Below are 25,100 nucleotides of genomic sequence, written 5' to 3'. Positions count from 1 at the left end.
CGTGCGGTGAGTGCCGCAGCCCCGGGCGGCACCGCCGAACGGGTGTCGTGCGGCACAGGTCACGGCGCGGCCTGTAAGAGGTTGACTACCCTTTGCCCATGACAGCGCACACGGTGGGCCCGCAGCCGGGCGGGGCGGACGACCCGTACTCCCGCCCCGCCCGGGGCCCGGAGCAGCGCTGGGCCTCCGGTGAGCACATCCTCTGGCGGTACCGCGCCAACGGCCACGACCATCCGCACATCTGCCGCCCGGTGACGGTCGTGCAGGACACCGAGGACCTGCTCGCGGTCTGGATGGCCCCGGACACCGTGTGTGTGAAACCGCAGCTCGTGGACGGCACGCCGGTGCATCGGGAGCCGCTGGCCACCCGCTACACCAAGCCGCGCACCACGACCCTCTCCCGCTGGTTCGGCACCGGCGTGCTGAAGCTGGCCGCGCCCGGCGAGCCCTGGTCGGTGTGGCTGTTCTGGGAGCGGGGGTGGCAATTCAAGAACTGGTACGTGAACCTTGAAGAACCGCGTCACCGGTGGGCGGGCGGGATCGACTCCGAGGACCACTTCCTGGACATCGCCGTCTACCCCGACCGCACCTGGGAGTGGCGGGACGAGGACGAGTTCGCCCAGGCGCAGCAGGCGGGGCTGATGGACAGCGAGAAGGCCGGAAGGGTACGGGAGGCGGGCCGCGCGGCCGTCGAAGGCATCCGCGCCTGGGGTCCGCCGTACAGCGACGGCTGGGAACGCTGGCGCCCGGACCCGCGCTGGACGGTGCCCGCGCTGCCGGCCGACTGGGACCGGTCACCGGTGCCGCGCTCGGAGCCGCCCACCCGCCCGCGGCGCCTCGACGGCACCCCGCGCGGGCCCCGATCCTGAGAGCTGGTCGATCACATGCCTGCCACAACCTGCCGCCACCTCTTGCTGCGCCCCCAGTCCGCAACCGTAGGATCAGCGTCCGGTAGACCGTGCGCTTCCGAGCAACTCCCCTCTTGGGTGGGGGACTTGCCGGTGAGCTGGAGAGGAGCGAGCAGGTGAACGGTGCTGACGGCACCTCCCACGCAAGGGCGGAGGACCACGGCGCCTACGCCGCCCTCGGCCGCGCGGGCCTCGACCGTTCCGGCCAGGCGGAGGCGTTCGACGCGATCGGGGACCGCTACGACGAGGCCTTCCCGCACAAGGAGGGCCAGATCGCGGCCGGCGTCTGGCTCGCGGAGCAGCTTCCGCCCGGCGCCCGGGTGCTCGACCTGGCCTGCGGCACCGGCACGCCGACCGCCCGGCAGCTCACCGAGTCCGGCCTGAAGGTGACGGGCGTCGACCTGTCCCCCGGCATGATCGAGCTGGCCCGGGAGAACGTGCCGGAGGCCGAGTTCCACACCCTCGACATCGCCGATGTGGAGAGCGCGGGCCTCGGCCCGTTCGACGGCGCGGCGGCCTTCTTCGCCCTGCTGATGCTGCCCCGTGCCGAGATCCCGGTCGCACTGCGGATGCTGCACGGCCTGCTCCGCCCCGGCGCGCCGCTGGTGCTGTCGATGGTCGAGGCGGACGTCGACAATTTCTCGATCCCGTTCCTGGGCAACACGATCCGGGTATCCGGCTATCTGCGGGAGGACCTGCACCGGGTCGTCACGGATGCGGGATTCGAGATCGCCGGGGAGGATTCCTATGCCTACGCACCGGCCACCACGGACGTACCGCCCGAGATCCAGATCTTCCTGCACTGTAGAAAGCGCTCGTAAGGGGTGGCCCGCGGGCCGGGCGGGGTCCGGTCCACGAGGCACCCCCGGGCCGGGCCGGCGCCCCGCCGACCCGGCCGCGAGCATGGAGCGCTGGGCGCGCAGGACGCGCAGCCCCGACGGATGGAAACCGAACGCGTGACGGAGCACGAACCGCCTGCGGCGAGCAGGTCCGAGAGCGAGACGGCGCCCGGCGCGGCCGCCCCTGAGGGCGCGCACGCCCAGGTGCCGGACCCCCGCGAGCGGGCCGCCGGGACGCGCCGCGGCCAGGCCGTACACGCGGATCGCGGCCCCGGCGACGCCACCAGCCGCCGCCGGCCGGACGACGCGGCCGCACCGGCGCCCGACCGGAACGCGGCGCGCGGCGCGGCACGGCGGCGCCCGCCCACCACGTCCGCTCCGCCCGGGCCGCCCGGACAGGCGGGGGACGGCGGCTCCGGCGCGCGGCAGCGCCCCCAGCACGACGCGGTGGACTCTCCCGGCACCCCGGACGACGCCAATCCGCCTGCTCCCCAGGCGCCGCCCGCGGGGGCGGCCCCGGACGCGGACGAGGCGGAACGGGCGGAACGGGAGCGGCGCGGCGGGGACAGGTTGCGGTTCGTGGGCGCGGCGACACGCCGGATCGCCCGCGGCGTGGACCTGGACGAGACGGTGCTCGGCCTGTGCCGGGCCAGCGTGCCCGCCTACGCGGACGCGATCCTGGTCTACCTGCGCGACCCGCTGCCGGTGGGCGACGAGCGCCCGGCGAGCCCTGTGGTGCTGCGGCTGCGGCGCAGCGACCGCATTCCGGAGGAGCAGCGGCCCGGCGCGAAGCTGCCGCTGCTGGGCGCGGCCGCGCAGGACGGCAGCGCGGAGGGCGCGGCCGAGCACACGGAGGTACGGCCCGGCGGACCGCTGGCCGAGGTGCTGCGCGGCGTACGCCCGGTGTTCGGCAACTCCGCGGCCGGTGCCGAGGCGCTGCCGGAACTGCTGGGCCGGGGCTGCGAGGTACCGGAAGGCGGTCGGGCGATCCTGGCTCCGCTGCGCGGCCGCCGCCGCGTCATCGGCGCCGCGGTGTTCCTGCGGCGGCCGGAACGTCCGCAGTTCGAGGCGGACGACCTGCTGATCGCGGCCCAGCTGGCGACACACACCGCGCTGGGCGTGGACAAGGCGGTGCTGTACGGCCGCGAGGTGTACATCGCCGACGAGCTCCAGCGCACGATGCTCCCGGACGAGCTGCCGCAGCCGACGGGCTGCACCCTGGCCAGCCGCTATCTGCCGGCCGCCGAGACGGCGCGGGTGGGCGGCGACTGGTACGACGCGATCCCGCTGCCCGGCAGCCGGGTGGCGCTGGTGGTGGGCGACGTGATGGGGCACTCCATGACGTCGGCCGCGATCATGGGCCAGCTGCGGACGACCGCGCAGACCCTGGCGCAGCTCGACCTGCCGCCGCAGGAGGTGCTGCACCACCTGGACGAGCAGGCCCAGCGGCTGGGCAGCGACCGCATGGCGACCTGCCTGTACGCCGTCTACGACCCGGTCGCGCACCGCATCGTGGTGGCGAACGCCGGCCATCCGCCACCCGTGCTGCTGCACCGCGGCGGCGGCGCCGAGGTGCTGCGGATACCCGCGGGCGCCCCGATCGGCGTGGGCGGGGTGGACTTCGAGGCCGTGGAGCTGGATGCGCCCGCCGGGGCGACACTGCTGCTGTACACCGACGGCCTGGTGGAGTCGCGGCAGCGGGACGTGTGGACCGGCATCGAGTTCCTGCGGGAGAAGCTGGCGGAGACGGCGCGGCTGACCCGGCCGGGGACGGCGCCGCCGCTGGAGCCGCTCTGCGACGAGGTGCTGGACATCCTGGGGCCGGGCGACCGGGACGACGACATCGCGCTGCTCGCGGCCCGCTTCGACGGGATCGCGCCGAGCGACGTGGCGTACTGGTATCTGGACCCGCGGGCGCAGACCGCCGGCCAGGCGCGGCGCCTGGTACGGCGGGCGTTGTCCCGCTGGGGGCTGGACGATCTCCAGGACTCGGTGGAGCTGCTGGTCAGCGAGGTGGTCACGAACGCCGTCCGGTACGCGGAGCGCCCGGTGACGCTGCGGCTGCTGTGCACGGACCGGCTGCGGGTCGAGGTCGGCGACGACGTGCCGCAGCTTCCGCGGCTGCGGCAGGCGCGTGCGACGGACGAGGGCGGGCGCGGGCTGTACCTGGTGAACCGCATCGCCCGGCGCTGGGGCGCGACCCGGCTGTCCACCGGCAAGGTGGTGTGGTTCGAGCTGCCGCTGACCGGCGGCGGGCAGCTCACGCCGCCACCGATGCCGCTCGTGATCCCGGAGGACGATCTCGGCCTGACCTGACGGTCCGCCCGCCGCGCAGGCCGAAGCGCCGCGCCCGCCCGCCGCGCACGCAGGGAGCCCCGCACCGCAGGAAGGCGGTGCGGGGCTCGTCGTCGCGTGCCGGCGGGTGCGTCAGGCGGTGGCCAGCGCGGCCTCGGCGTCGACCGTGGTGCTCACGGCCTGGATCACCGAGGCGATCTTGAAGGCCTCCTGGACGGTCTCCCGGTCCACGTCGGCCTTGCGCAGCACCTGCTCGTGCGAGTCGAGGCACATGCCGCAGCCGTTGAGCGCGGAGACCGCGAGCGACCACAGTTCGAAGTCGACCTTCTCCACGCCCGGGTTGCCGATGACGTTCATCCGCAGGCCGGCGCGCAGGGTGCCGTACTCGGGGTCGGAGAGGAGGTGCCGGGTGCGGTAGAAGACGTTGTTCATCGCCATCACCGCGGCGGCGGACTTCGCGGCCGTGTAGGCCTCGGGGCTGAGGTTCTCCCGGGCCTCGGGCTCCAGCTCGCGCAGCACGATCGGCGAGCGGGCCGCGATCGCGCAGGCCAGCACCGTGCCCCACAGCTGCTGCTGCGGGAGGTCGGAGTTGCCGATGACGGAGCCCAGGTTGAGCTTGAGGTCCTTGGCGTAGTCGGGCAGCGCCGACTTCAGGTCAGCGAGCGACATACCGGTCACTCACCGGCCAGCAGCTTGACGGGGTCGAGGGTGTCCTCGCCCTGGGTCCAGTTGCAGGGGCACAGCTCGTCGGTCTGCAGCGCGTCGAGGACCCGGAGGACCTCCTTGGGGTTACGGCCGACGGAACCGGCGGTCACCATGGAGAACTGGATCTCGTTGTTCTGGTCCACGATGAAGACGGCACGCTGGGCGAAGCCGTCCTCGCCCTCGACCCCGCAGTCACGCATCAGCTCGTGCTTGGAGTCGGCGAGCATGGGGAACGGCAGGTCGCGCAGGTCGTCGTGGTCCTTGCGCCACGCGTGGTGCACGAACTCGCTGTCGCCGGAGACGCCCAGGACCTGCGCGTCGCGGTCGGCGAACTCCTCGTTCAGCTTGCCGAAGGCCGCGATCTCCGTCGGGCACACGAAGGTGAAGTCCTTCGGCCAGAAGAAGACGATCTTCCACTTGCCCTCGTAGGTCTTGTGGTCGATCTGCTGGAACTCCTGCCCCTTCTCCAGGGACACACAGGCGGTCAGGTCGAAGGTGGGGAACTTGTCACCGACAGTGAGCACGCGCTCTCCTTGCACAGCGGAAAGCCCCTGGTGCGGGCCTTCCATGGGTTGGACGATCTTCACCCTGCCACAGCCGGTATTGATCAGTTAAATCGACACGATCGAAGAACTTGATTAGATCTCCCTATTTATGCAGGTGGCGGGGGTCTGCGGCGTGCGACCGCGTGGTGTTCCCCACACCGGCGCCGGGGCGGCGGCGCGCGCGCGCCGGCGCACTCCCCTCTTCGCCTCCCGACGCGCACCTCCGGCATTCCTCACGCGGTTTCTCGCATGCATTCCGGGTCGCACCGGAAGGGACGCGGAAAACGCGGGATCGCAGGGAACCCGCGGGAAGGGAGCGCCCCGGATCCGGCCCCGTTCCGGTCGGTACTCCGCTCCGGCGACCGTTTCCGGGCACGAAAGAGCTGCCGTTTTCCCCGAGCCGGGAGGCTCGGGGAAAACGGCAGCCGGACCCCTTCCGGGGCGGGAAGGTTGCTGTTCAGCCGGTCTTGCGCCGGGTGAAGCGCTTCTGTCCCATGGGGCCGCCCATGCCCTTGACCTTCATGCGGCCCTCTTCGTGCGCCCTCCTCGCCCCCGAGGACTTCTTCTTGCGGTCGAGCGCCTCACGGAATTTCGCGCGGGCGTCTTCCCTACCGTCACTGCTGTCCTGCACGTCGGGCATAGGACCTCCTCGATGCGATGCGCAGCGCGCGCTCAGCCTGGCACAGAATGCTGCGGCAGGCGATCGATTATCCCTTCCCGGCACCCGTCACCCTGTGCGGTATCGACGGACACCGGCCCTTGCCGAGCGGCGTCGGCCCCGAGCACCGTGCCGCGGTCGACAGCGTGGGAGGATGCCCGGTGAGCGCGGGAGGCCGCCCGCGACCACGGACCGAGGGGAAGCCCTCATGGAACTGCGCCTGTTCGTCTTCCACCACGCCGGTGGCTCGCACCTCCCCTACCGCGGCTGGCCCGCGTTGCTGCCGTCCTCGTGGGACGTGCGGCTGGTGGACGCGCCGGGCCGCGGTCTGGGGGCGGACCTGGAGCCCATCCCGGACGCCGAGCGCCTGGTGGACCACTTCCTGAAGCACCTCGACCCTGAACTCGACGGCGACTACGCCTTCTTCGGCCACAGCATGGGCGGGCTGATCGCGTACGAGCTGACCCGCCGCATTCTGGACGCCGGCCGTGTACCGCCTCGCTGGCTGGGGCTGTCCGCCCGGAGTACGCCCCGCCCGGAGGGCGAGGGCACCCAGCGGCACCTGCTCTCCGACGGCGAGCTCCGCCGCGAACTCGTGGCCATGGGGGGCACGCCGGGCGCCGTCCTGGAGAACCGCGACATCTGGGAGCTGTTCGCTCCCGTCATCCGCAACGACCTGCGCCTGGTGGAGACCTGGCGGCCGCGCCCGGAGAGCACGCCGATGCCCGTACCGCTGTCGGTGTTCGGGGGCAGGGACGACGCCGTGGCCCCACCCGAGCGGCTGGCGGGCTGGGCCGACCGGGCGGACCGCTTCCTCGGGCTGCGGCTGTTCGAGGGCGGCCACTTCTACTTCCAGCCCGACCCCGCCGCGGTGCTCCGGCAGCTCGTCGAGGACGTCCACCGGGCGCTGTCCCCCGCCGAGGGTCCCCGGAGGACCGCACCGGTCACCGGCTGACGCCGGACACCCGCCGGTGCCGCCGGCGTGCCGGACGTGGATGTGCGGGGGCTGCGCGGTGGATGTTCCGCGCACGTCAGCCGCGGTCGCGGGTCCTCCTGAGACGCCTCCCCTCCGGCCGCACTCCGCCGCAGCGGGAAAGTGGCGCGCCACTCCGTCGAAGGTCTCCGGCATGCGAGGCCGCCGCATCTAGGCTGTGATGCTCTGTGACCGCACCACTACACACAGGAGTCACCATGCGCGTTCGTACCTCGCTCGCCGCCGTCGCCCTCGCCACCGTTGGCGTCCTGGGCGCCGCGGGCACCGCCTCCGCCGACAGCATCGCGCGCGGCGCGGCCGCCAACTCGCCGGGCCTGCTCTCCGGCAACGTCGTCCAGGTGCCGATCCACGTGCCGGTCAACGCGTGCGGGAACAGCCTCAACCTGGTCGGCGCCCTCAACCCGACGTTCGGCAACGGCTGCGTCAACGACTGACGCCGTACCGGGGTGGAAGCCGGAGGGGCGGGCCGGAGCCCGCCCCTCCGGCCCGTCCGGCAGCCCGGAGGACGCACGGACCGGCCCCGGTTAGCATCGGCTCCAGACCGACCGGAAGCCGTGTACCGGAGGCCCGAGATCACTTCGCCCAGGCGCGGCGCCCCCCGCCGGCCCACCCTGTCCCAGCTCCGCGCGTTCGCCGCCGTCGCGGAGCATCTGCACTTCCGCGACGCCGCGGCCGCCATCGGCATGAGCCAGCCGGCCCTCTCCGGCGCCGTCGCCGCGCTGGAGGAGTCCCTGGGCGTGCAGCTGCTGGAGCGCACCACCCGGAAGGTCCTCCTCTCCCCCGCCGGTGAGCGGCTCGCCGCACGCACCCACCGGGTGCTGGAGTGCTTCGCCGAACTGCTGGACGAGGCGGAGGCCGCCCGCGCACCGTTCACCGGCGTGCTGCGGCTGGGGGTCATCCCCACCTGCGCCCCCTACCTGCTGCCCACCGTGCTGCGCCTGGTGCACGAGCGGTACCCGGCGCTGGACCTCCAGGTGCACGAGGAGCAGACCGCCTCGCTGCTGGACGGACTCGTCGGGGGGCGGCTGGACGTGCTGCTGCTCGCCGCGCCGCTCACCACCGCCGGCGTGACCGAGATCCCGCTCTTCGACGAGGACTTCGTGTTGGTCACCCCGCAGACGCACGCGTACGCCGGGCAGCGCGACGTGCCGCGCAGCGCGCTGCGCGAGCTGGATCTGCTGCTGCTGGACGAGGGTCACTGCCTGCGGGACCAGACCCTCGACGTCTGCCGCGAGGCCGGCCGGTCGCCCGGCGGTTCGCTGACCACCAGCGCGGCCGGCCTGTCCACGCTGGTGCAGCTGGTCGCCGGCGGCATGGGTGTCACCCTGCTGCCGCGCACGGCCGTCCGCCTGGAGACCGGGCGCAGCGAGCAGCTGGCGACGGGCGACTTCGCCGAGCCGGCCCCGTACCGGCGGATCGTGCTGGCCATGCGCGGCGGCGCGGCCCGCGGCGAGGAGTTCGCCGCCTTCGCGGACGCGCTGCGCGAGGCGCTGTCCGAGCTGCCGGTGCGCCCGGCCCACGGCTGACGGACGCCCGACCGGCGCAGCCGCGACGCCTCCACGCGCCGCCCCGCGCCGTCACACCCACCGGAGCCGGACGGGAGGTGACCCGTGCGCGGTGACGGGGTACCCGGCGACACGCCGGTCCCGCACCCTCCGCGTCCGGTGCCCGGACCGCCGCCGAACGGCGGACGGACGGGTTGCCCGAGGCGCCCGGGTGGAAGGGCCGGATCCGCATGGAGAACCGCACAGTCACGCGGGACGGGAGAAGTTTCATGACCGGCTACACGACCAACAACGCGGGTATCCCGGTGGAGAGCGACGAGCACTCGCTGACCGTCGGCCCCGACGGACCGATCCTGCTCCAGGACCACTACCTGATCGAGAAGATGGCCCAGTTCAACCGGGAGCGGGTCCCCGAGCGGGTGGTGCACGCCAAGGGCGGCGGCGCGTACGGCGTCTTCGAGGTGACCAACGACGTCAGCCAGTACACCAAGGCGGACCTGTTCCAGCCGGGCCGGAGGACCGGGATGCTGGCCCGGTTCTCCACCGTCGCGGGCGAGCAGGGCAGTCCCGACACCTGGCGGGACCCGCGCGGCTTCGCGCTGAAGTTCTACACCGAGCACGGCAACTACGACATGGTCGGCAACAACACCCCGGTGTTCTTCGTGCGCGACCCGTCGAAGTTCCAGGACTTCATCCGCAGCCAGAAGCGCCGTCCGGACAACGGGCTGCGCGACCACGACATGCAGTGGGACTTCTGGACGCTCTCCCCCGAGTCGGCGCACCAGGTCACCTGGCTGATGGGCGACCGGGGCATTCCCCGCTCCTGGCGCCACATGAACGGGTACAGCTCGCACACCTACATGTGGGTCAACGGCGGCGGCGAGCGCTTCTGGGTCAAATATCACTTCAAGACCGACCAGGGCATCGACTTCCTGCCCCAGGAGGAGGCGGACCGGCTCGCCGGCGAGGACGGCGACTTCCACCGGCGGGACCTCTTCGACGCCATCGAGCGGGGTGAGGCCCCGACCTGGACGATGTACGTGCAGGTCATGCCGTTCGACGACGCGCCGGACTACCGGTTCAACCCGTTCGACCTGACCAAGGTCTGGCCGCACGGCGACTACCCGCTGATCGAGGTCGGCCGGATGACGCTGAACCGGAACCCGGAGGACTTCTTCGTCCACATCGAGCAGGCGGCGTTCGAGCCGTCGAACCTGGTACCGGGCATCGGCCCGTCGCCGGACAAGATGCTGCTGGGCCGGCTCTTCTCCTACCCCGACACGCACCGGTACCGGATCGGGCCGAACTACGTCCAGCTGCCGCCCAACCGCCCGCAGGCGCCGGTGCGGTCGTACGCGAAGGACGGCCCGATGCGCTACGAGCCGCCGAACACCGCCCGGCCGTACGCACCCAACTCCTACGGCGGCCCGGAGGCCGACACCGCGCGGTTCGGCGAGCCGGACGGCTGGGCCACGGCGGGCGAGATGGTCCGCGAGGCGTACGCGCTGCGCAGCGAGGACGACGACTGGGGACAGCCCGGGACCATGGTCCGGCAGGTGCTGGACGACGCCGCCCGGGACCGCCTGGTGGGCAACGTCACCGGACACCTGCTCGACGGGGTGAGCCGCCCGGTGCTGGACCGCGCGCTGCAGTACTGGCGCAACATCGACAAGAACGTCGGCGACCGGATCGCCACCGCCGTCAACGGCGGCTGACCCGCACCGGCGCGACCCCCCACCGCCGCGGCCCCCGTCCACCGTTCCGTCCGGACGGGGGTCGCTGCTCTCCCGGGTATACATCGCGTGTATACACATGGTGTACAGTCCCGGTCATGTCCATCAGTCACACTCTGCTCGGCCTTCTGGAGTCCGGGCCACGTCACGGTTACGACCTCAAGCGCGCCTTCGACGAGCGCTTCGGTCACGACCGGCAGCTGCACTACGGGCAGGTCTACTCGACCATGTCCCGGCTGCTCAAGAACGGCCTCGTCGAGGTCGAGGGGATAGAGGCCGGCGAGGGCCCGGACCGCAAGCGCTACGCCATCACCGACGCCGGGGTCACCGACGTCGACACCTGGCTCGGCCGCCCGGAGAAGCCCGAGCCGTACCTCCAGAGCGTGCTCTACAGCAAGGTCGTGCTCTCGCTGCTCACCGGCCGGGACGCCGCCCACCTCCTGGACGTCCAGCGCACCGAGCACCTGCGGCTGATGCGGGAGCTCACCCGCCGCAAGCGCGACGGCGACCTCGCGGACCAGCTGATCTGCGACCACGCCCTGTTCCATCTGGAGGCCGACCTGCGCTGGCTCGAACTCGCCGCCGCCCGGCTCGACAAGCTCGCCGCGGAGGTGCGGTCATGACCGAGCACGCCACGACGGCGCACGCCCTGCTCACCGCCACCGGCCTGCACAAGACCTACGGCGCCACGCCCGCCCTGGCCGGCGCGGACTTCTCGCTGCACGCCGGCGAGGTCGTCGCCGTGATGGGGCCCTCCGGCTCCGGCAAGTCCACTCTGCTGCACTGCCTGGCCGGCATCGTGCCGCCGGACGCGGGCTCGGTCCGCTACCGCGGCCAGGACCTCTCCGGGCTGTCCGACGCCCGCCGCAGCGCCCTGCGCCGCTCCGACTTCGGCTTCGTCTTCCAGTTCGGCCAGCTCGTGCCGGAGCTGACCTGCGCGGAGAACGTCGCCCTGCCGCTGCGGCTGACCGGAACCGGCCGCAAGCAGGCGGAGGCGCGCGCCGTCGAGTGGCTGGAGCGGCTGGAGGTCGCGGACGTCCGCCACCACCGGCCGGGCCAGGTCTCCGGCGGCCAGGGTCAGCGCGTGGCCATCGCCCGCGCACTGGTCGGCACCCCCCGGGTGGTGTTCGCCGACGAGCCGACCGGCGCGCTCGACTCACTCAACGGGGAGCACGTCATGGAGCTGCTCACCGACGCCGCACGGGACACGAACGCCGCCGTCGTGCTGGTCACCCACGAGTCACGGGTCGCCGCCTACGCCGACCGCGAGGTCGTCGTGCGGGACGGACGGGCGCAGGACCTGGCGGGTGCGACCCGATGACCCGGACGACACTCGCCCCGCCCCCGCCCGCCCCCCAAGCGGACCGGGACCGTCCACAGCCCGGCACGCTGCGCCGCTGGGCCGCGGACCTCGCCATGGGCGCCCGCTTCGCGGTCGGCGGCGGACGCGAGGGCTGGGCGCGCACGGTGCTCACGGCGTTCGGCGTCGGCCTCGGGGTGACGGTGCTGCTGGTGGCGGCGTCCGTGCCGAACATGATCGGCGCCCGCGAGGCACGCACCGACGCCCGCGAGAACTACGGCTTCACCTCGGGCGGGGCGGCGATCCAGAAGTCCGACCGGTCGGCGCTCCAGCTCACCACCGACACCACCTACCACGGCGAACGGGTGCGCGGGCGCATCCTCCAGCCGGAGGGCGACCGGCCGCCGGTGCCGCCCGGCATCGACGCATTGCCCGGCCCCGGCGAGATGCTGGCCTCCCCCGCGCTGCACGACCTGCTCGACGCGCCCGACGGCGCGCTGCTCCAGGAGCGGCTGCCGTACGAGATCGTCGGCACCATCACCAAGGAGGGCCTGGCCGGCCCCGGCGAACTCACCTACTACGCGGGCAGCGACGAACTGGCCGAGGTGGACAACGCCTCCCGCATCGACCGGTTCGACGTCGTGGGCCCGCCCGAACCGCTGCACCCGGTCCTGCTGCTGCTCATCGTCGTGATCTGCGTGGTGCTGCTGCTGCCGGTGGGCGCCTTCATGGCGGCCGCCGTACGGTTCGGCACCGAACGGCGCGACCGGAGACTCGCCGCGCTGCGCCTGGTCGGCACCGACGGCCGGGCGACCCGCCGTATCGCTGCGGGCGAGGCGGGAGCGGCCGCGCTGCTCGGCCTCGCCGTCGGCACCGCGGGCTTCCTGGCCCTGCGCCCCGCCCTCAGCGGGCTGCGGATGCGGGAGCTGAGCGTCTTCACCTCGGACGTGGTGCCCGACCCGTTGATCACCGTGCTCATCGCGCTGGCCGTCCCCGGCTGCGCCGTGCTGGTGACGCTGCTGGCGCTGCGCGGCGTGGTGATCGAGCCGCTGGGCGTGGTGCGCAGGTCGGAGCCGCGGCGACGCCGCCTGTGGTGGCGGCTGATCCCGCCGGTGCTCGGACTCGGCCTGCTCGTCCCGCTGTTCGGTGACTTCGCCGAGGAGGGCGGACAGTTCGAGACCGCGATGGTGGCGGGCGGCATCGTGCTGATTCTGGTGGGCGTCACGGCGCTGCTGCCGTGGCTCGTGGAGTTCGCGGTACGGCGCCTGCACGGCGGCCGCCTGCCGTTCCAGCTCGCGGTGCGCCGGCTCCAGCTCGACAGCGGCACGGCGGCCCGCGCGGTCAGCGGCATCACCGTCGCGGTGGCCGGTTCGATCGCCCTGGCCGGTCTTCTCGGCTCCGTCGCCGAACAGGAGACGCGGCAGACCGGGCAGGACCCCACGCGCGCCCAGATGGCCGTGCACGCGGACCCCTCCGCCGTGGGCGGTGCGGACGCGTTCGCCGCCCGGCTGGCGGACGCCCGGGGCGTGCGGGACGCCTGGGGCGTCACCCGCGGCTACGTGTTCGAGGCGGGCGAGAACCCGGACGACTCACCCTGGGTCGGCGTCAACGTCGCCGACTGCGCCACCCTGCGACGGCTGGCACCGCTGCCCTCCTGCGAGAACGGAGACGTGTTCCTCGCTCCTGCCCGCGAGCAGCACTCCTCGTACGCCCTGGACGTCGAGCCGGGCACGCGGCTCGACCTCGACAACCCTGCTCAGGAGGACGGCCGGAAGCGCACGGAGCCGGACCCCGGCATCTGGACCGTGCCCGAGGACGCCCGCACGGTGAAGACCCTCGAGGACCCGTCGGGGTGGCTCACCGAAGGGGTGCTGGCGACGCCCGGGGCCTTGGACGCCGGGCGGTTCCCGTCCGCCAGGGCCGCGCTGTTCGTCCGCCTGGACCCGGGCGAACCCGAGGCCCGGGAGTACGTGCGCAACGCGGTCGCCGCGGTGGGGCCCGACCCGTACGTCATGGACCTCACCTCGGAGAACACCAGCCGCGAACTCCAGATGATCCAGCGCGGCCTGTACGTGGGCGCGGTGGGGATCCTGGTCCTGATCGGCGCCAGCATGATCGTCTCGGTGCTGGAACAGCTCCGGGAGCGCAAGCGGCTGTTGTCGGTGCTGGTCGCCTTCGGCACCCGGCGCTCGACGCTCGCCTGGTCGGTGCTCTGGCAGACCGCGCTCCCCGTCCTGCTGGGCCTCGCGCTCGCGGCCCTCACCGGTGCCGGGCTCGGCGCGGTGCTGCTGCGGATCGCCGGCCTGCCGATGGGCGTCGACGGGGCGGCACTCGGGGCGATGACCGGGCTCGGCGGTGCGCTGATCGTCGTGGTGACCCTGCTGAGCCTGCCGGTGCTGTGGCGGCTGATGCGGCCGGACGGCCTGCGCACGGAGTGAACGGGCGGCGGTCCGGGCCGGCACGGGGGGCTGGACCGGACCGCCGCCACCCCTTAAAGTGATATCACTTTGCTAGACCAGCACCGTACGCGAAACGGGGGAACCACCATGCCCGACCACGACATGACCGCCCAGCCCGACGAACTGCCCGACATGCCGGCACCCCAGGTGCGGGAGAAGGCCGCACACAGCATCGGCGGCGGCCTCGCGCTCCTCTTCGGCCTCGTCGGCTTCCTGCTCGGCGCGGGCGGCATCGCCCTCGGCGGCACCCTCATCGGCAACGGGACCGCGGGCGTCGGCGCGCCGCTGCTGATCATCGGCATCGTGCTGCTGATCGGCTCCGTCTTCGCCATGGCCGGCCTCAACATGGTCGCCCCCGGCGAAGCGCGCGTGGTCCAGTTCTTCGGCCGCTACACCGGCACCATCCGCGCCGACGGCCTGCGCTGGGTCAACCCGCTGACCACCCGCACCAAGATCTCCACCCGCGTCCGCAACCACGAGACCGCCGTGCTCAAGGTCAACGACGCCTACGGCAACCCGATCGAGCTGGCCGCGGTCGTCGTGTGGCAGGTCGCGGACACCGCGCAGGCCACCTTCGAGGTGGACGACTACGTCGAGTTCGTCTCCACCCAGACCGAGGCCGCCGTCCGGCACATCGCCATCGAGTACCCGTACGACGCCCACGACGAGGACGCACTGTCGCTGCGCGGCAACGCCGAGGAGATCACCGAGAAGCTCGCCGTCGAACTGACGGCGCGCGTGCAGGCGGCCGGCGTCACCATCATCGAGTCCCGCTTCACCCACCTCGCCTACGCGCCGGAGATCGCCTCCGCGATGCTCCAGCGACAGCAGGCCGGCGCGGTGGTCGCGGCACGGAAGACCATCGTCGACGGCGCATGCGGCATGGTCGAGGACGCGGTGAGCCGGATCGCGGCGCAGGACTTCGTGGAACTCGACGAGGAGCGCAAGGCGGCCATGGTGAGCAACCTGCTGGTCGTGCTGTGCGGCGACCGGTCCCCGCAGCCCGTGCTGAACACCGGGACGCTCCACCAGTGACCGCCGACGGCGGCGCCGCCGCCGCCGACGACGACGAGGGTGCACCGCCCCCGAAGCGGCGGGCGCAGCAGCGCAAGCAGGTGCTGCTGCGCCTGGACCCGGCGATGCACGACGCGCTGGCGCGCTGGGCGGCACACGAACTGCGCTCCACGAACGCGCAGATCGACTACCTGCTGCGGGAGGCGCTGCGCGCGGCGGGGCGGCTGCCCCGCGACGCCCGGCCCCACCCCCGCCGCGGCCGCCCGCCCTCCGACTCCTGACCCGCGAGGCCCGCCGCGACGGCGGCACCGGGTGCCGGTGCGGCCCGGAGGCGGGAGGGTCAGCGGTGCGGCGGCTGTTCGCTGCCGGTGCCGGGGCCGTTCCCGCTGCCGCCGGGGCCGTTCCCCTCGTCGGGGGCGCCGGGAGCGGCGTCCGCCGCATCGTCGGCGATGTCCCGCTGCTCCGGCGCGGGAGGAGCGGTCGTCGGCTCGGCCGGCCTCGCAGCGCTCGTCGAAGCCGACGGCGCGGACGTGGGCGCGACCGCCGCGACCGTCGCGCCGTACGGTCCCGGGCCCCGTCCCTCCGTGGAGCGCCGTACCGCCTGCTCGTGCGCGTACGCCCGCAGGTAGCCGACGGCCGTGTTGGTCACCGCGACCAGCGGCACGGCCACCACGGCGCCGGGGATGCCGGCGATGAGGCCGCCCGCGGTGACGGACAGGACCACGCCCAGTGGGTGCACCCGCACCAGCCGCCCCAGGATGAAGGGCTGCAGGATGTGGCTCTCGATCTGCTGGACGGCCAGCACCACCGCGAGCACGAGCAGCGAGGTGAACAGGCCGTTCGTGACCAGCGCGACCAGAACCGCCAGCGCACCGGAGGTCACGGCACCCACGATGGGCACGAAGGAGAAGAGGAAGATCAGCACGGCGAGCGGCACCGCCATCGGCACGTCGAGGAAGTAGAGGCCGATGCCGATGAAGAGACCGTCGATCAGGGCGACGATCACCGTGCCGCGCACGTACCCGGTGAGGGTGACCCACGCCCGCGGGCCGGCTCCGGCGACGCCCTCCCGCGCGGCGGCGGGGACGAAGTTGAGGGTCCAGTCCCACACCCGGCGGCCGTCGTACAGCAGGAACAGCGTCACGAACATGGCCAGCAGCGCGCCGGAGAAGAACTCCAGCACCACGGTCACACCGGTGAGGCTCGCGCTGGTGATGGTCTTGCTGTTGTCGCCGATCCAGTCGCTGACCGTGCCGGCGATGTTGTTGACCTGGTCCTCGGAGACGTGGAAGGGGCCGTTGACGGCCCACCTCTTGAGCTCCTCGATGCCGTCCTGGATGCGCTCGGTCAGGGTCGGCAGGTTCTCCATGATCTGCCAGGCGACGAACCAGCCGATGAGACCGATGAAGACGGTGCCCATGATGAACGTGAGCAGGGTCGCCAGACCCCGGGCGACGCCCAGCCGGCGCAGCCGGGCCACCGTGGGCTGGAGCAGCGCGGTGATCAGCAGGCCTGCGGAGAACGCGATGATCAGCAGGCTGACGGTGCTGACGACCTTGGTGAGCACCCAGATGACGCCGGCCAGGACGAGCAGCCGCCAGCCGGCCTCGGCCGCCACCCGCATGCCCCACGGGATCGCGGCGGCCGGCTCGGGCTTGGCCACGACGGCCGGCGCGTAGGAGGGGGGTGCCGGGTAGCCGCGCGGGTCCTGCTCGCCGTCGTCCCCGGAACCGAAGCCCGAACCCGAACCGCCGCCCGGCCCGGAACCGGACCCGCCGGGTCCGGAGAGCGCCGCATCGTCCATGGTGGCCCGCGCCCGGCGTTCGGCGGCGCGGGCGGCCCACTTCTGCACGCCGTCCAGGAACCTGTCGACCCTGCGTTCCCGTTCCATCCCGTTCCTCCGCCCCCCGTGGGTCCCGTGTCCCGTGTGCTGTGCGGTCGCCCGCGCTGCGCGCCTGCTCGTCGTGTGGGGGACGACGTTACCGGCGCGGAAGGTTGCCTTCCGCCCCCCACGCCACCGTGGTCACTCCCCGCACATGCAGCTGCCCCTGACCAGTATCCCGGTCAGGGGCAGTCATGCGTGCTGCGGCGGCCCGGAACGCTCCTCGGCGGGAGCGGGTGCTCAGGGCTGCGGCCGGCTCAGTACCAGTTGTTGGCCTGCCAGAAGTCCCATGCGCCGCACGGGCTGCCGTAGCGGTCGTTCATGTAGTTCACGCCCCACTTGATCTGGGTCGCCGGATTGGTCCGCCAGTCGGCGCCGGCGGAAGCCATCTTCGTCCCGGGCAGGGCCTGCATCAGGCCGTACGCGCCGGAGGACGGGTTGGTGGCGGTGTAGTCCCAGCCCGACTCGTGGTCGACGATGTTGGAGAAGCACTGGAACTGGCCTGCTCCGACGATCTGCCGTGCCATCGCCTGGACCTCGGCGGTGGTGTACGAGGACTGGACGGCGAAGTCCGTACGCTCGGCGTTGCGGCTGGCGGCCTCGGCCTCCTCGCGCTCCTTCGCCTCGCGTGCCGCTTCCTCGGCCGCCTCCTTCTTGGCGGCGGCGTCCTCGGCGGCCTGCTTGCGCGCGGCCTCCTGGGCCGACTTCTTGGCTTCGGAGTGCGCAGCGGTCGTCTGGGCGTCCGCCTGCTGCGTCAGGGAGACGGTCTGAACCTGGGCGTTGCCACCCGCAGGTATGTCGGCGAGGAGCGTCGCGTCGGCGGCAGTGGCCTCGATGTCGTTCGAGGGTGCCTGCTCGCTCCCCGAAGCCACACCGACGACGGCGCCGACAGTGGTGACCGCGGTGGCTGACGCCACGGCGAATCCCCGGACCGAAATCCGGCTCACACGGTTTCCTTCCCACATCGCCCACGGGAGGGACCCGCGGGCGCAATCGTGCCCCTGGCGCTGGACCCCCACACCGTTGCGGGAGTCGCGGGCCCGGGCGGTCTCCCGATGGCGGGAGCCCGCGTGGTTCCTCGGGCGGCATACGGCTGACGGCTGTTGACTTGTGTGGTGCTGCACCGCTGGGGTGCTGGAGTGCCGTATGCGGGGCCTGACAGAACCCACACCCTGCCGGACGCGGCGGGGTTGAGGCAATTCTGCACCGAGTGGGAAAGTTCACAGGGGGTTTGGCGGGTGTGTTTGCCGGAAACACGGGTGCGGCCGAGCCCCGGATGAGTAAGCTGCTTCGCCCACTCGTACGAGACTCGGCCGCCAACTGGCGGGGCAGGGTATTAAATCCGACCTTCCTCCAGCATTTCGGTCACCAGCGCGGCGATCGGCGAACGCTCCGAACGCGTGAGCGTGATGTGCGAGAAGAGCGGGTGGCCCTTGAGCCGTTCCACGACCGCCACCACTCCGTCGTACCGGCCGACGCGCAGATTGTCCCGCTGTGCCACGTCATGGGTGAGAACGACGCGCGAGTCCTGCCCGATGCGCGAGAGCACCGTCAACAGCACGTTCCGTTCCAGGGACTGGGCCTCGTCCACGATGACGAACGCGTCGTGCAGCGAACGGCCCCGGATGTGCGTCAGCGGCAGCACCTCGAGCATGCCGCGGGCGACGACCTCCTCGATGACGTCCCGGCTGGTCACCGCCGACAGCGTGTCGAAGACGGCCTGCGCCCAGGGGTTCATCTTCTCGTCGTGGGTGCCCGGCAGGTAGCCGAGGTCCTGCCCGCCCACCGCGTACAGCGGGCGGAAGACCATCACCTTCCGGTGCTGCCGTCTTTCCAGCACGGCCTCCAGGCCGGCGCACAGCGCCAGCGCGCTCTTGCCCGTGCCCGCCCGGCCGCCCATGGAGAGGATGCCGATCTCCGGGTCGAGCAGCAGGTCCAGCGCGATCCGCTGCTCGGCGCTGCGGCCCTTGATGCCGAACACCTCACGGTCGCCGCGCACCAGCTTGATTCGGCCCTCCGCCGTCACCCTCCCGAGCGCCTTGCCCTTCTCCGACTGGAGCACCAGGCCGGTGTGCACGGGCAGGTCGGCGGCCTGCGGCAGGAGCACGGACTCCTGCGCGAAGAGCTCGTCGATGTCCTCCCCGGGCAGCGTCAGTTCCGCCATGCCGGTCCAGCCGGAGTCCGTGATGGCGAGTTCCGCGCGGTACTCCTCGGCGAGCAGGCCGACCGACGACGCCTTGATGCGCAGCGGCAGGTCCTTCGAGACGACCGTGACGTCGTAGCCCTCGGCCTGGAGGTTGCGGGCCACCGCGAGGATGCGGGTGTCGTTGTCCTCCATTCTCCCGTGCCCCTTGGAAAGGGCAGCGGGGAGCACGGCGACGTCCGTGTTGTTGAGCTCGACGCGCAGCGTCCCGCCGAGTTCGCCGACCGGCAACGGCACGTCCAGCCTGCCGTGCCGGATCCGGTACTCGTCGAGGAGGCGCAGGGCCTGCCGCGCGAAGTAGCCCAGCTCCGGGTGGTGGCGCTTGGCCTCCAGCTCCGTGACCACGACCACCGGGAGCACGACCTCGTGCTCGTCGAAGCGGGTCATGGCCGCCGGATCGGCGAGCAGGACGCTGGTGTCGATCACATAGGTGCGCCGGTCGGGTGTGAGGCGCTTCTTGCTGTTCGCCACGGGTGGACGTACCCCCTCGGATGAGGTCGGAAGCGACGGCGTCGCGGGGGAAGAGACCGGGTCGGGCCACGTAGAACGGGCCGGACTCCGGCCCTCTCCCGACGGTCGCCGCGCTTGGGGCGCGGTCTTCCGTGGTCGCTCAACGGGCCTCCCGGCGGCCGCTCCGTGGACGGCGCGGCCATGTGAGATATTCCCGCCGGAGCGAAGGAGCATGCAACGGGGGGCGACACCACGCGAACGGGCACGTTTCGGTTCGGTGACGAGCGCCCCGGCGCGAGGTGGCGCGGGCGAGGGGGGCGCGTGCGGGGGTCAGCCCCCGTAGCGGCGGTGGCGGGCGGCGTAGTCGCGCATCGCCCGCAGGAAGTCGACCTTGCGGAAGGCCGGCCAGAACACGTCGCAGAAGTAGTACTCCGAGTGGGCGCTCTGCCAGAGCATGAAGCCGGACAGCCGCTGCTCCCCGCTGGTGCGGATCACCAGGTCCGGGTCGGGCTGGCCGCTGGTGTAGAGGTGTTCGGCGATGTCCTCGACGGTGAGGTTCTCGGCCAGCTCGTGGAGGCCGGTGCCGCGGCCGGCGTGGTCGGCGAGCAGCGAGCGCACGGCGTCGGCGATCTCCTGCCGGCCGCCGTACCCGACGGCGACGTTCACGACTATCCCGTCCACACTGCCGGCCCTCTCCTCGGCCTCCTTCAACACCCGCTGGGTGCGGCCGGGCAGCAGGTCGAGCTGGCCCACGTGGTGCACCCGCCAGCGGCCGTCGGCGGCCAGGTCGCGCACCGTGTCCTCAATGATGCCCAGGAGCGGCAGCAGCTCGTTGTCCGGGCGGCTCAGGTTGTCCGTGGAGAGCAGCCACAGCGTGACCACCTGGACGTCCGTCTCGGAGCACCAGCCCAGCAGTTCCTGGATCTTCCCGGCGCCGGCCCGGTGGCCCTGCTCGGTGGTCCCCCCGGAAGCGCGAGCCCAGCGGCGGTTGCCGTCCAGGATCACCCCGATGTGCTCCGGCACCCGCGCGAGGTCGAGGCGGTCCTCCACCCGCCGCGCGTAGAGCCTGTACACCAGGTCGCGAAGCTTCATGGGAATGGCCAGCCCTCCGTGCCGTGTCCGGGAATCACAGAACCCTACTGCCGGTCCCCCGTCCGGGCGAATCCGGGCAACCGGACTCCACCACCCGGGTAAGCACCCGTCACGCCCACGGATCACCGCGATCACCGGGGCCACGACCGTCACCCCGATCGCTGCGGTCACCCGCCCGGCGTGGCAGGAGGCGGGTTCGTCACCGCTTGATATGACGGTCTCATGAACGACGCACCCCACTACCGCGCCGCGGACAGCCGTTACGACACCATGACGTACCGGCGCTCCGGCCGCAGCGGGCTGAAACTCCCGGCGATCTCCCTCGGCCTGTGGCACAACTTCGGCGACGACCGCGCCCTCGGCGCCCAGCGCGCCATCCTGCGCCGCGCCTTCGACCTCGGTGTCACGCACTTCGACCTGGCCAACAACTACGGCCCACCGCCCGGCTCCGCCGAGCTGAACTTCGGCACGCTCCTCGCCCAGGACTTCCGCCCGTACCGCGACGAGCTGGTGATCTCCACCAAGGCCGGCTACGACATGCACCCCGGCCCGTACGGCGAATGGGGCTCCCGCAAGTACCTGCTCTCCTCGCTGGACGCCTCGCTGCGGCGGATGGGGCTCGACTACGTCGACATCTTCTACTCGCACCGCTTCGACCCGGACACCCCGCTCGAGGAGACCATGGGGGCCCTGGCCTCCGCCGTGCACCAGGGAAAGGCGCTGTACGTGGGCGTCTCCTCGTACAACGCGGCGCGCACGCGCGAGGCGGCGCGGCTGCTGCGCGACATGGGCGTACGGCCGCTGATCCACCAGCCGTCCTACTCGATGATCAACCGGTGGACGGAGGACGACGGCCTGCTCGACACGCTGGAGGAGGAGAGCATGGGCTGCATCTCCTTCGCCCCGCTCCAGCAGGGCATGCTCACCGACAAGTACCTGGGCGGCATCCCGGAGGGTTCCCGGGCCACACAGGGCAAGTCGTTCGACCCCGGCTGGCTGACGGACGAGGTACGCCGCCGGCTGGGCGGCCTGAACGACATCGCGCAGCAGCGGGGCCAGTCCCTCGCGCAGCTCGCCCTGTCCTGGGTGCTGCGCGACCCGCGGATGACCTCGGCGCTCATCGGCGCGAGCAGTGTGGCGCAACTGGAGGCGAACGTGGCGGCGCTGGACGGACCCGCGCTGACCGACGCGGAGCTGGCGGACATCGACGCGCTGGCCACCTCGGAGCCCGGCGTGAACATCTGGTCCCGCAGCAGCGAGAGCTGAGCGCCGGGGCCGGACGGGGGCCGGGGCGAGCGGGCCCCGCCACCTGCTACCGGGGGCGGGCACCCCGCACACGAAAAGCGGGCCGGTCCGAGGGGGGAGTCGGACCGGCCCGAGGGGGGGTTTCCACCATAGCCCCTCCAGGGCCGTGCTCGGAGCACACTCGCCGGGTTTCCCTTCCGGAACCCTTCCGGAACCCGTCCGGCGCACCCGGCCCCACGCCCCGGGACCGGCCTCGCCGGGGGTGCGTCAGGCCGCGAGCAGGAGACCCCCCAGCGTGCCCAGCACCATGAAGGGGCCGAAGGCGAGCGCGCTGCTCCGGGTGGCGCGTCCGCGCAGGACGAGGGCGGTTCCGTAGACCGCGCCGGAGAGGAAACCGAGGAACGCGCCGGTCAGCAGCGCACCCCAGCCGTACCAGCCCAGGGCCAGCCCCAGCGGCAGGGCGAGCTTCACGTCGCCGAAGCCCATCGCATTCGGTTGAATGAGAAACAACACACCATGGGCGGCGCTCAGCACCACCCCTCCGAGCAGGGCACGAGGCCAGCTCCCGCCCGCTCCGGGTAGCAGCGCGGCGACGCCCAGTAGCGCGGCCGTACCGAACGCCAGTGGCATGGTGAGGATGTCGGGCAGCCGGTTGACGGCCCGGTCCACCGCGGCGAGCAGCAGCGCCACCGGGACGCCGAGGAGCCACACCGCCAGCTCCGGTCGCGGCCCGACCACGAGGGCGAGCGCCGCACACACCAGGGCCGAGCCCGCGGAGAACGCCCGCGCCGAGCGGCCGTACGTCCCGCAGACCCCGCACCGAGCACGGCCCAGCCACCCGCCGCCCCGCCCGCGCAGCGGATGCCCGTCCGGGCACCGGCCCCGCCACGCCTCCCCCGGCTCCACCGACAAGCGGTACGCCGGCCGGGGCAGCAGCGCCCCGGCCCCCGCCCCGTAACCGGCCGCCACCAGCACCCTCAACCCCTCGGCCACGTCCACGCGGTGAGCGTACGCGCCACGGCACCGCACGGGTACGGTGCCGCGGGCCGGTGCGCGGCCCGCCGTCAGCCCACGTCGCGGCCGAGCCAGGCGGCGAGCCGGGTGTAGGGGTCGGCGTCCGGAGCGGTCGGGCGTACCGGGCCGAAGGGCACGGCACCGCCCCGGGGTTCGGCGGGGAGGACCTGTTCGGCGAAGGGCAGAGCCGCCTCGGCGAGCCGCGCGTCGAGACCGGCGGCCACGCCCAGTGCGCGGGCCAGGTCCCAGGCGTGCACCACGGTCTCCTGCACCTCGGCACCCACCACGCCGAGACCGGGCACCTCGCCCCACGGCACGGTGTAGGGGCCCGCCAGCCCGGCGTCGTCCGCCCACGCGGCGCGGAACCGGGCGCGCGCCTCCGCATAGGCCGCGGGCCAGCCGTCGTCCGGGACCCCGCGCGGCGTCTCCTCCTCCATGACCGCCCCCGGGCCCGCCTTACCCAGCGCCGCCGTGCGCTGCGTGCCGTCGACGACGTGCTCCAGCAGCGTGCGCACGTCCCACTCCCCGCAGGGAGTCGGAGCGCCCAGCCGGTCGGGGGACACGGAGGCGATCAGCGCCTCCATCTGGTCGGCCGCCGCCTCGTACCCGATGCGCGGGTCGGCGGCCGCGCGGGTCGGCGCCGTGCCGGGCGGCGGGGGCGTGCTGCTGCCGGGGGGCGAGGTCGTGCTGTTCATGGTCGTTCCCTCTCGTCGGTGCCCGTCTACGCGTCCGCACCCCGACGGCACCGGCCCGGTCTCCCGGCCCGTCCACCAGGGCGAGAGGGAGACTGCCCCGGATACCTGACAGCTTCCGTCAGGTTTTCGCGCGATGCTGAAGACATGAAGTCGGACCGGCTGCTCTCCATCCTGCTGCTGCTCCAGACGCGTGGTCGCGTGCCCGCCGCCGAACTCGCCGAGCGCCTGGAGGTGTCGGTGCGCACCATCTACCGCGACGTCGCCTCCCTCTCCACCGCCGGGGTCCCCGTGTACGCCGAGCGCGGGCGCCACGGCGGGATCGCGCTGCTGCCCGGTTTCCGCACCGACGTGACCGGGCTCACCTCGGACGAGGCCCGCGCCCTGTTCGTGCTGGCCGCGCAGGGAGCGCACTCGGCGCTGGGGCTGGAGGGGGCGCTGGGATCGGCGCTGCGGAAGATCATGGCCGCCCTGCCGCCGCCCCACCGTCCAGCCGCCGAACTCACCAGCCGCCGCATCCTGGTCGACCCCGAACGCTGGCAGCTCGGCCACGCCGGGCGGGAGCGGCGCGACCGTCCCGTCGTGGACCTCGACGTCCTGCACACCGCCGTGTTCGCCGACCGGCGGCTGCGGATGCGCTACCGGCACGGCGGGGACAGCGAACCGCAAACCTACACCGTCGACCCGTACGGCCTGGTCGCGAAGGCCGGCGTCTGGTACCTCGTCGCCGACCTGCGCGGCGGGCCCCGGCTGTTCCGCGCGGACCGGGTGGCCTCGGCGAGAGTGCTGGACACCCCGGTGCAACGGCGTGCCGGCATCGAACTGGCCGAGGCGTGGGAGGCGCTGCGCGACGCGGTCGAAGTGCGCCCGACCGTCGTGCGCGTCCACGCCCGCGTACGCCGCGAGCGGCTGGCCCTCTTCCTGCGCATCTGTGGCACCATGCTCGACCCCGGCTCCCCGCCCCCGGACGGCACCGGAAGAGAGGAGTGGGCGGAGGTCCGCATGGCCTACCCCGCCTTCGGCGCGGTCTGCCAGCTCCTCCAGTTCGGCGGCGACGTGGAGGTCCTCGACCCGCCCGCCGCCCGCGCCGAACTCCTGCGCGCCGCCCGCGAGATCACCGCCCTCTACCCGCCGCCCCCAAATCCGGACCCGGACCCGGACCCGGACACGCCCTGAGCCCTGCCGGTCCAGAGGAAGGACACCGCTGCCGCCCCGACGGGACCTGGCGCTGGGCCCTGGACCAGCCCGCCGCCACAGCGCCGAAGGGTGGGGGTGGGGGCAGCAACGGGCGCGGGGCGGGCGCGGACGCTGAGCGGATTCCACATGACGGTGTGTGGCGGAATGGCTGGTGTCGTGGTGGTGCGGGTGTAGAGGCGGGCTACGGGAGGGGGGTGGGGGGTGGCAGGCGCGTTCAGGGCGCTGGTGACGGGTGGGGTGGGTGGCTGGCGTCCACACCTCTCTGACGTGGCGGGCCAGCGCCGATCTTGGCGGTTGGTCTCTTTCCGGGGTGCCGTGTCGGGCTGCTGCCGCCCCGTGGCCGGGCTTTCGTCTTCTCGCTTCGCTCGTT

General features: G+C 73.0%; 23 protein-coding genes. 14 read left to right on the top strand and 9 right to left on the bottom strand.

The features are described 5' to 3' along the window. The first annotated feature begins 98 nt into the window (after nt 1-98). The 3 genes from fomD (at nt 99) to RM572_RS03890 (ending at nt 4,063) form a co-directional block, all read left to right on the top strand. Nucleotides 99-869 carry a cytidylyl-2-hydroxypropylphosphonate hydrolase gene (gene fomD / locus RM572_RS03900; RefSeq protein WP_311671854.1) on the top strand — a complete coding sequence of 257 codons (771 nt, stop codon included), beginning with the start codon at nt 99-101 and terminating at the stop codon, nt 867-869. A 155-nt stretch (nt 870-1,024) separates the two neighbouring features. Beyond that, nucleotides 1,025-1,729, top strand: a complete 705-nt coding sequence (locus RM572_RS03895) for a class I SAM-dependent DNA methyltransferase (protein ID WP_311671853.1) — start codon at nt 1,025-1,027, stop codon at nt 1,727-1,729. A 120-nt stretch (nt 1,730-1,849) separates the two neighbouring features. Then, nucleotides 1,850-4,063: an ATP-binding SpoIIE family protein phosphatase gene (locus RM572_RS03890; protein ID WP_311671852.1), complete on the top strand. Its 2,214-nt coding sequence runs from the start codon at nt 1,850-1,852 to the stop codon at nt 4,061-4,063. A 111-nt stretch (nt 4,064-4,174) separates the two neighbouring features. Here the strand turns inward: RM572_RS03890 and RM572_RS03885 are convergent, their stop codons facing one another. From RM572_RS03885 to RM572_RS03875, 3 genes are all read right to left on the bottom strand, one after another. After that, complete coding sequence (locus RM572_RS03885) at nt 4,175-4,711, bottom strand: alkyl hydroperoxide reductase (protein WP_311671851.1); 537 nt, start codon at nt 4,709-4,711, stop codon at nt 4,175-4,177. Between the two features lie 5 nt (nt 4,712-4,716). After that, on the bottom strand, nt 4,717-5,271 hold the full coding sequence (locus RM572_RS03880; protein ID WP_027764993.1) for a peroxiredoxin: 555 nt from the start codon (nt 5,269-5,271) through the stop codon (nt 4,717-4,719). A gap of 478 nt (nt 5,272-5,749) precedes the next feature. After that, nucleotides 5,750-5,932 carry a DUF5302 domain-containing protein gene (locus tag RM572_RS03875; RefSeq protein ID WP_311671850.1) on the bottom strand — a complete coding sequence of 61 codons (183 nt, stop codon included), beginning with the start codon at nt 5,930-5,932 and terminating at the stop codon, nt 5,750-5,752. 226 nt (nt 5,933-6,158) lie between these two features. Here RM572_RS03875 and RM572_RS03870 point away from each other — a divergent pair, with 226 nt between their 5' ends. From RM572_RS03870 to RM572_RS03830, 9 genes are all read left to right on the top strand, one after another. Continuing rightward, entirely contained in the window at nt 6,159-6,905 is a 747-nt protein-coding gene (locus RM572_RS03870; protein WP_311671849.1) for a thioesterase II family protein, read from the top strand. A 236-nt stretch (nt 6,906-7,141) separates the two neighbouring features. Further along, a complete protein-coding gene (locus RM572_RS03865; protein WP_311671848.1) occupies nt 7,142-7,378 on the top strand; it encodes a chaplin in 237 nt (78 codons plus the stop codon). Nucleotides 7,379-7,498: 120 nt separating this feature from the next. Further along, on the top strand, nt 7,499-8,470 hold the full coding sequence (locus tag RM572_RS03860) for a hydrogen peroxide-inducible genes activator (protein ID WP_311671847.1): 972 nt from the start codon (nt 7,499-7,501) through the stop codon (nt 8,468-8,470). 248 nt (nt 8,471-8,718) lie between these two features. Further along, nucleotides 8,719-10,164, top strand: coding sequence for a catalase (locus RM572_RS03855; protein ID WP_311671846.1), 1,446 nt, complete (start codon nt 8,719-8,721; stop codon nt 10,162-10,164). 116 nt (nt 10,165-10,280) lie between these two features. After that, nucleotides 10,281-10,805, top strand: coding sequence for a PadR family transcriptional regulator (locus RM572_RS03850; RefSeq protein ID WP_311671845.1), 525 nt, complete (start codon nt 10,281-10,283; stop codon nt 10,803-10,805). Beyond that, nucleotides 10,802-11,503, top strand: coding sequence for an ABC transporter ATP-binding protein (locus tag RM572_RS03845; RefSeq protein WP_311671844.1), 702 nt, complete (start codon nt 10,802-10,804; stop codon nt 11,501-11,503). Before RM572_RS03850 ends, RM572_RS03845 begins: the two co-directional genes overlap by 4 nt. Then, nucleotides 11,500-13,920, top strand: a complete 2,421-nt coding sequence (locus RM572_RS03840) for an FtsX-like permease family protein (protein ID WP_311671843.1) — start codon at nt 11,500-11,502, stop codon at nt 13,918-13,920. Before RM572_RS03845 ends, RM572_RS03840 begins: the two co-directional genes overlap by 4 nt. A 108-nt stretch (nt 13,921-14,028) precedes the next feature. Continuing rightward, nucleotides 14,029-14,976 carry an SPFH domain-containing protein gene (locus RM572_RS03835; protein WP_311671842.1) on the top strand — a complete coding sequence of 316 codons (948 nt, stop codon included), beginning with the start codon at nt 14,029-14,031 and terminating at the stop codon, nt 14,974-14,976. Continuing rightward, nucleotides 14,973-15,236: a hypothetical protein gene (locus RM572_RS03830; RefSeq protein WP_311671841.1), complete on the top strand. Its 264-nt coding sequence runs from the start codon at nt 14,973-14,975 to the stop codon at nt 15,234-15,236. Before RM572_RS03835 ends, RM572_RS03830 begins: the two co-directional genes overlap by 4 nt. Nucleotides 15,237-15,295: 59 nt before the next feature. On the opposite strand, the gene RM572_RS03825 is transcribed toward RM572_RS03830, so the two are convergent. The 4 genes from RM572_RS03825 to RM572_RS03810 form a co-directional block, all read right to left on the bottom strand. Next, nucleotides 15,296-16,846, bottom strand: a complete 1,551-nt coding sequence (locus RM572_RS03825; RefSeq protein WP_311671840.1) for an AI-2E family transporter — start codon at nt 16,844-16,846, stop codon at nt 15,296-15,298. Between the two features lie 248 nt (nt 16,847-17,094). After that, nucleotides 17,095-17,784, bottom strand: coding sequence for a lytic transglycosylase domain-containing protein (locus tag RM572_RS03820; protein WP_027764290.1), 690 nt, complete (start codon nt 17,782-17,784; stop codon nt 17,095-17,097). A gap of 389 nt (nt 17,785-18,173) precedes the next feature. Continuing rightward, nucleotides 18,174-19,511 carry a PhoH family protein gene (locus tag RM572_RS03815; protein WP_311671839.1) on the bottom strand — a complete coding sequence of 446 codons (1,338 nt, stop codon included), beginning with the start codon at nt 19,509-19,511 and terminating at the stop codon, nt 18,174-18,176. A 309-nt stretch (nt 19,512-19,820) separates the two neighbouring features. Beyond that, nucleotides 19,821-20,582 carry an isoprenyl transferase gene (locus tag RM572_RS03810; RefSeq protein ID WP_311671838.1) on the bottom strand — a complete coding sequence of 254 codons (762 nt, stop codon included), beginning with the start codon at nt 20,580-20,582 and terminating at the stop codon, nt 19,821-19,823. 222 nt (nt 20,583-20,804) lie between these two features. Here RM572_RS03810 and mgrA point away from each other — a divergent pair, with 222 nt between their 5' ends. Further along, nucleotides 20,805-21,848: an L-glyceraldehyde 3-phosphate reductase gene (gene mgrA / locus RM572_RS03805; protein WP_311671837.1), complete on the top strand. Its 1,044-nt coding sequence runs from the start codon at nt 20,805-20,807 to the stop codon at nt 21,846-21,848. Between the two features lie 246 nt (nt 21,849-22,094). Here the strand turns inward: mgrA and RM572_RS03800 are convergent, their stop codons facing one another. Continuing rightward, on the bottom strand, nt 22,095-22,826 hold the full coding sequence (locus tag RM572_RS03800) for an A24 family peptidase (RefSeq protein ID WP_311671836.1): 732 nt from the start codon (nt 22,824-22,826) through the stop codon (nt 22,095-22,097). 65 nt (nt 22,827-22,891) lie between these two features. After that, nucleotides 22,892-23,536: a TIGR03086 family metal-binding protein gene (locus RM572_RS03795; protein WP_311671835.1), complete on the bottom strand. Its 645-nt coding sequence runs from the start codon at nt 23,534-23,536 to the stop codon at nt 22,892-22,894. 144 nt (nt 23,537-23,680) lie between these two features. Between RM572_RS03795 and RM572_RS03790 the strand changes: the two genes are divergently transcribed. After that, entirely contained in the window at nt 23,681-24,709 is a 1,029-nt protein-coding gene (locus RM572_RS03790; RefSeq protein WP_311671834.1) for a helix-turn-helix transcriptional regulator, read from the top strand. Nucleotides 24,710-25,100 lie beyond the last annotated feature (391 nt).

It is taken from the genome of Streptomyces hazeniae (assembly GCF_031845485.1).
Taxonomy (GTDB): Bacteria; Actinomycetota; Actinomycetes; order Streptomycetales; family Streptomycetaceae; genus Streptomyces; species Streptomyces hazeniae.
This window is presented reverse-complemented; position numbering and strand designations above follow the sequence as displayed.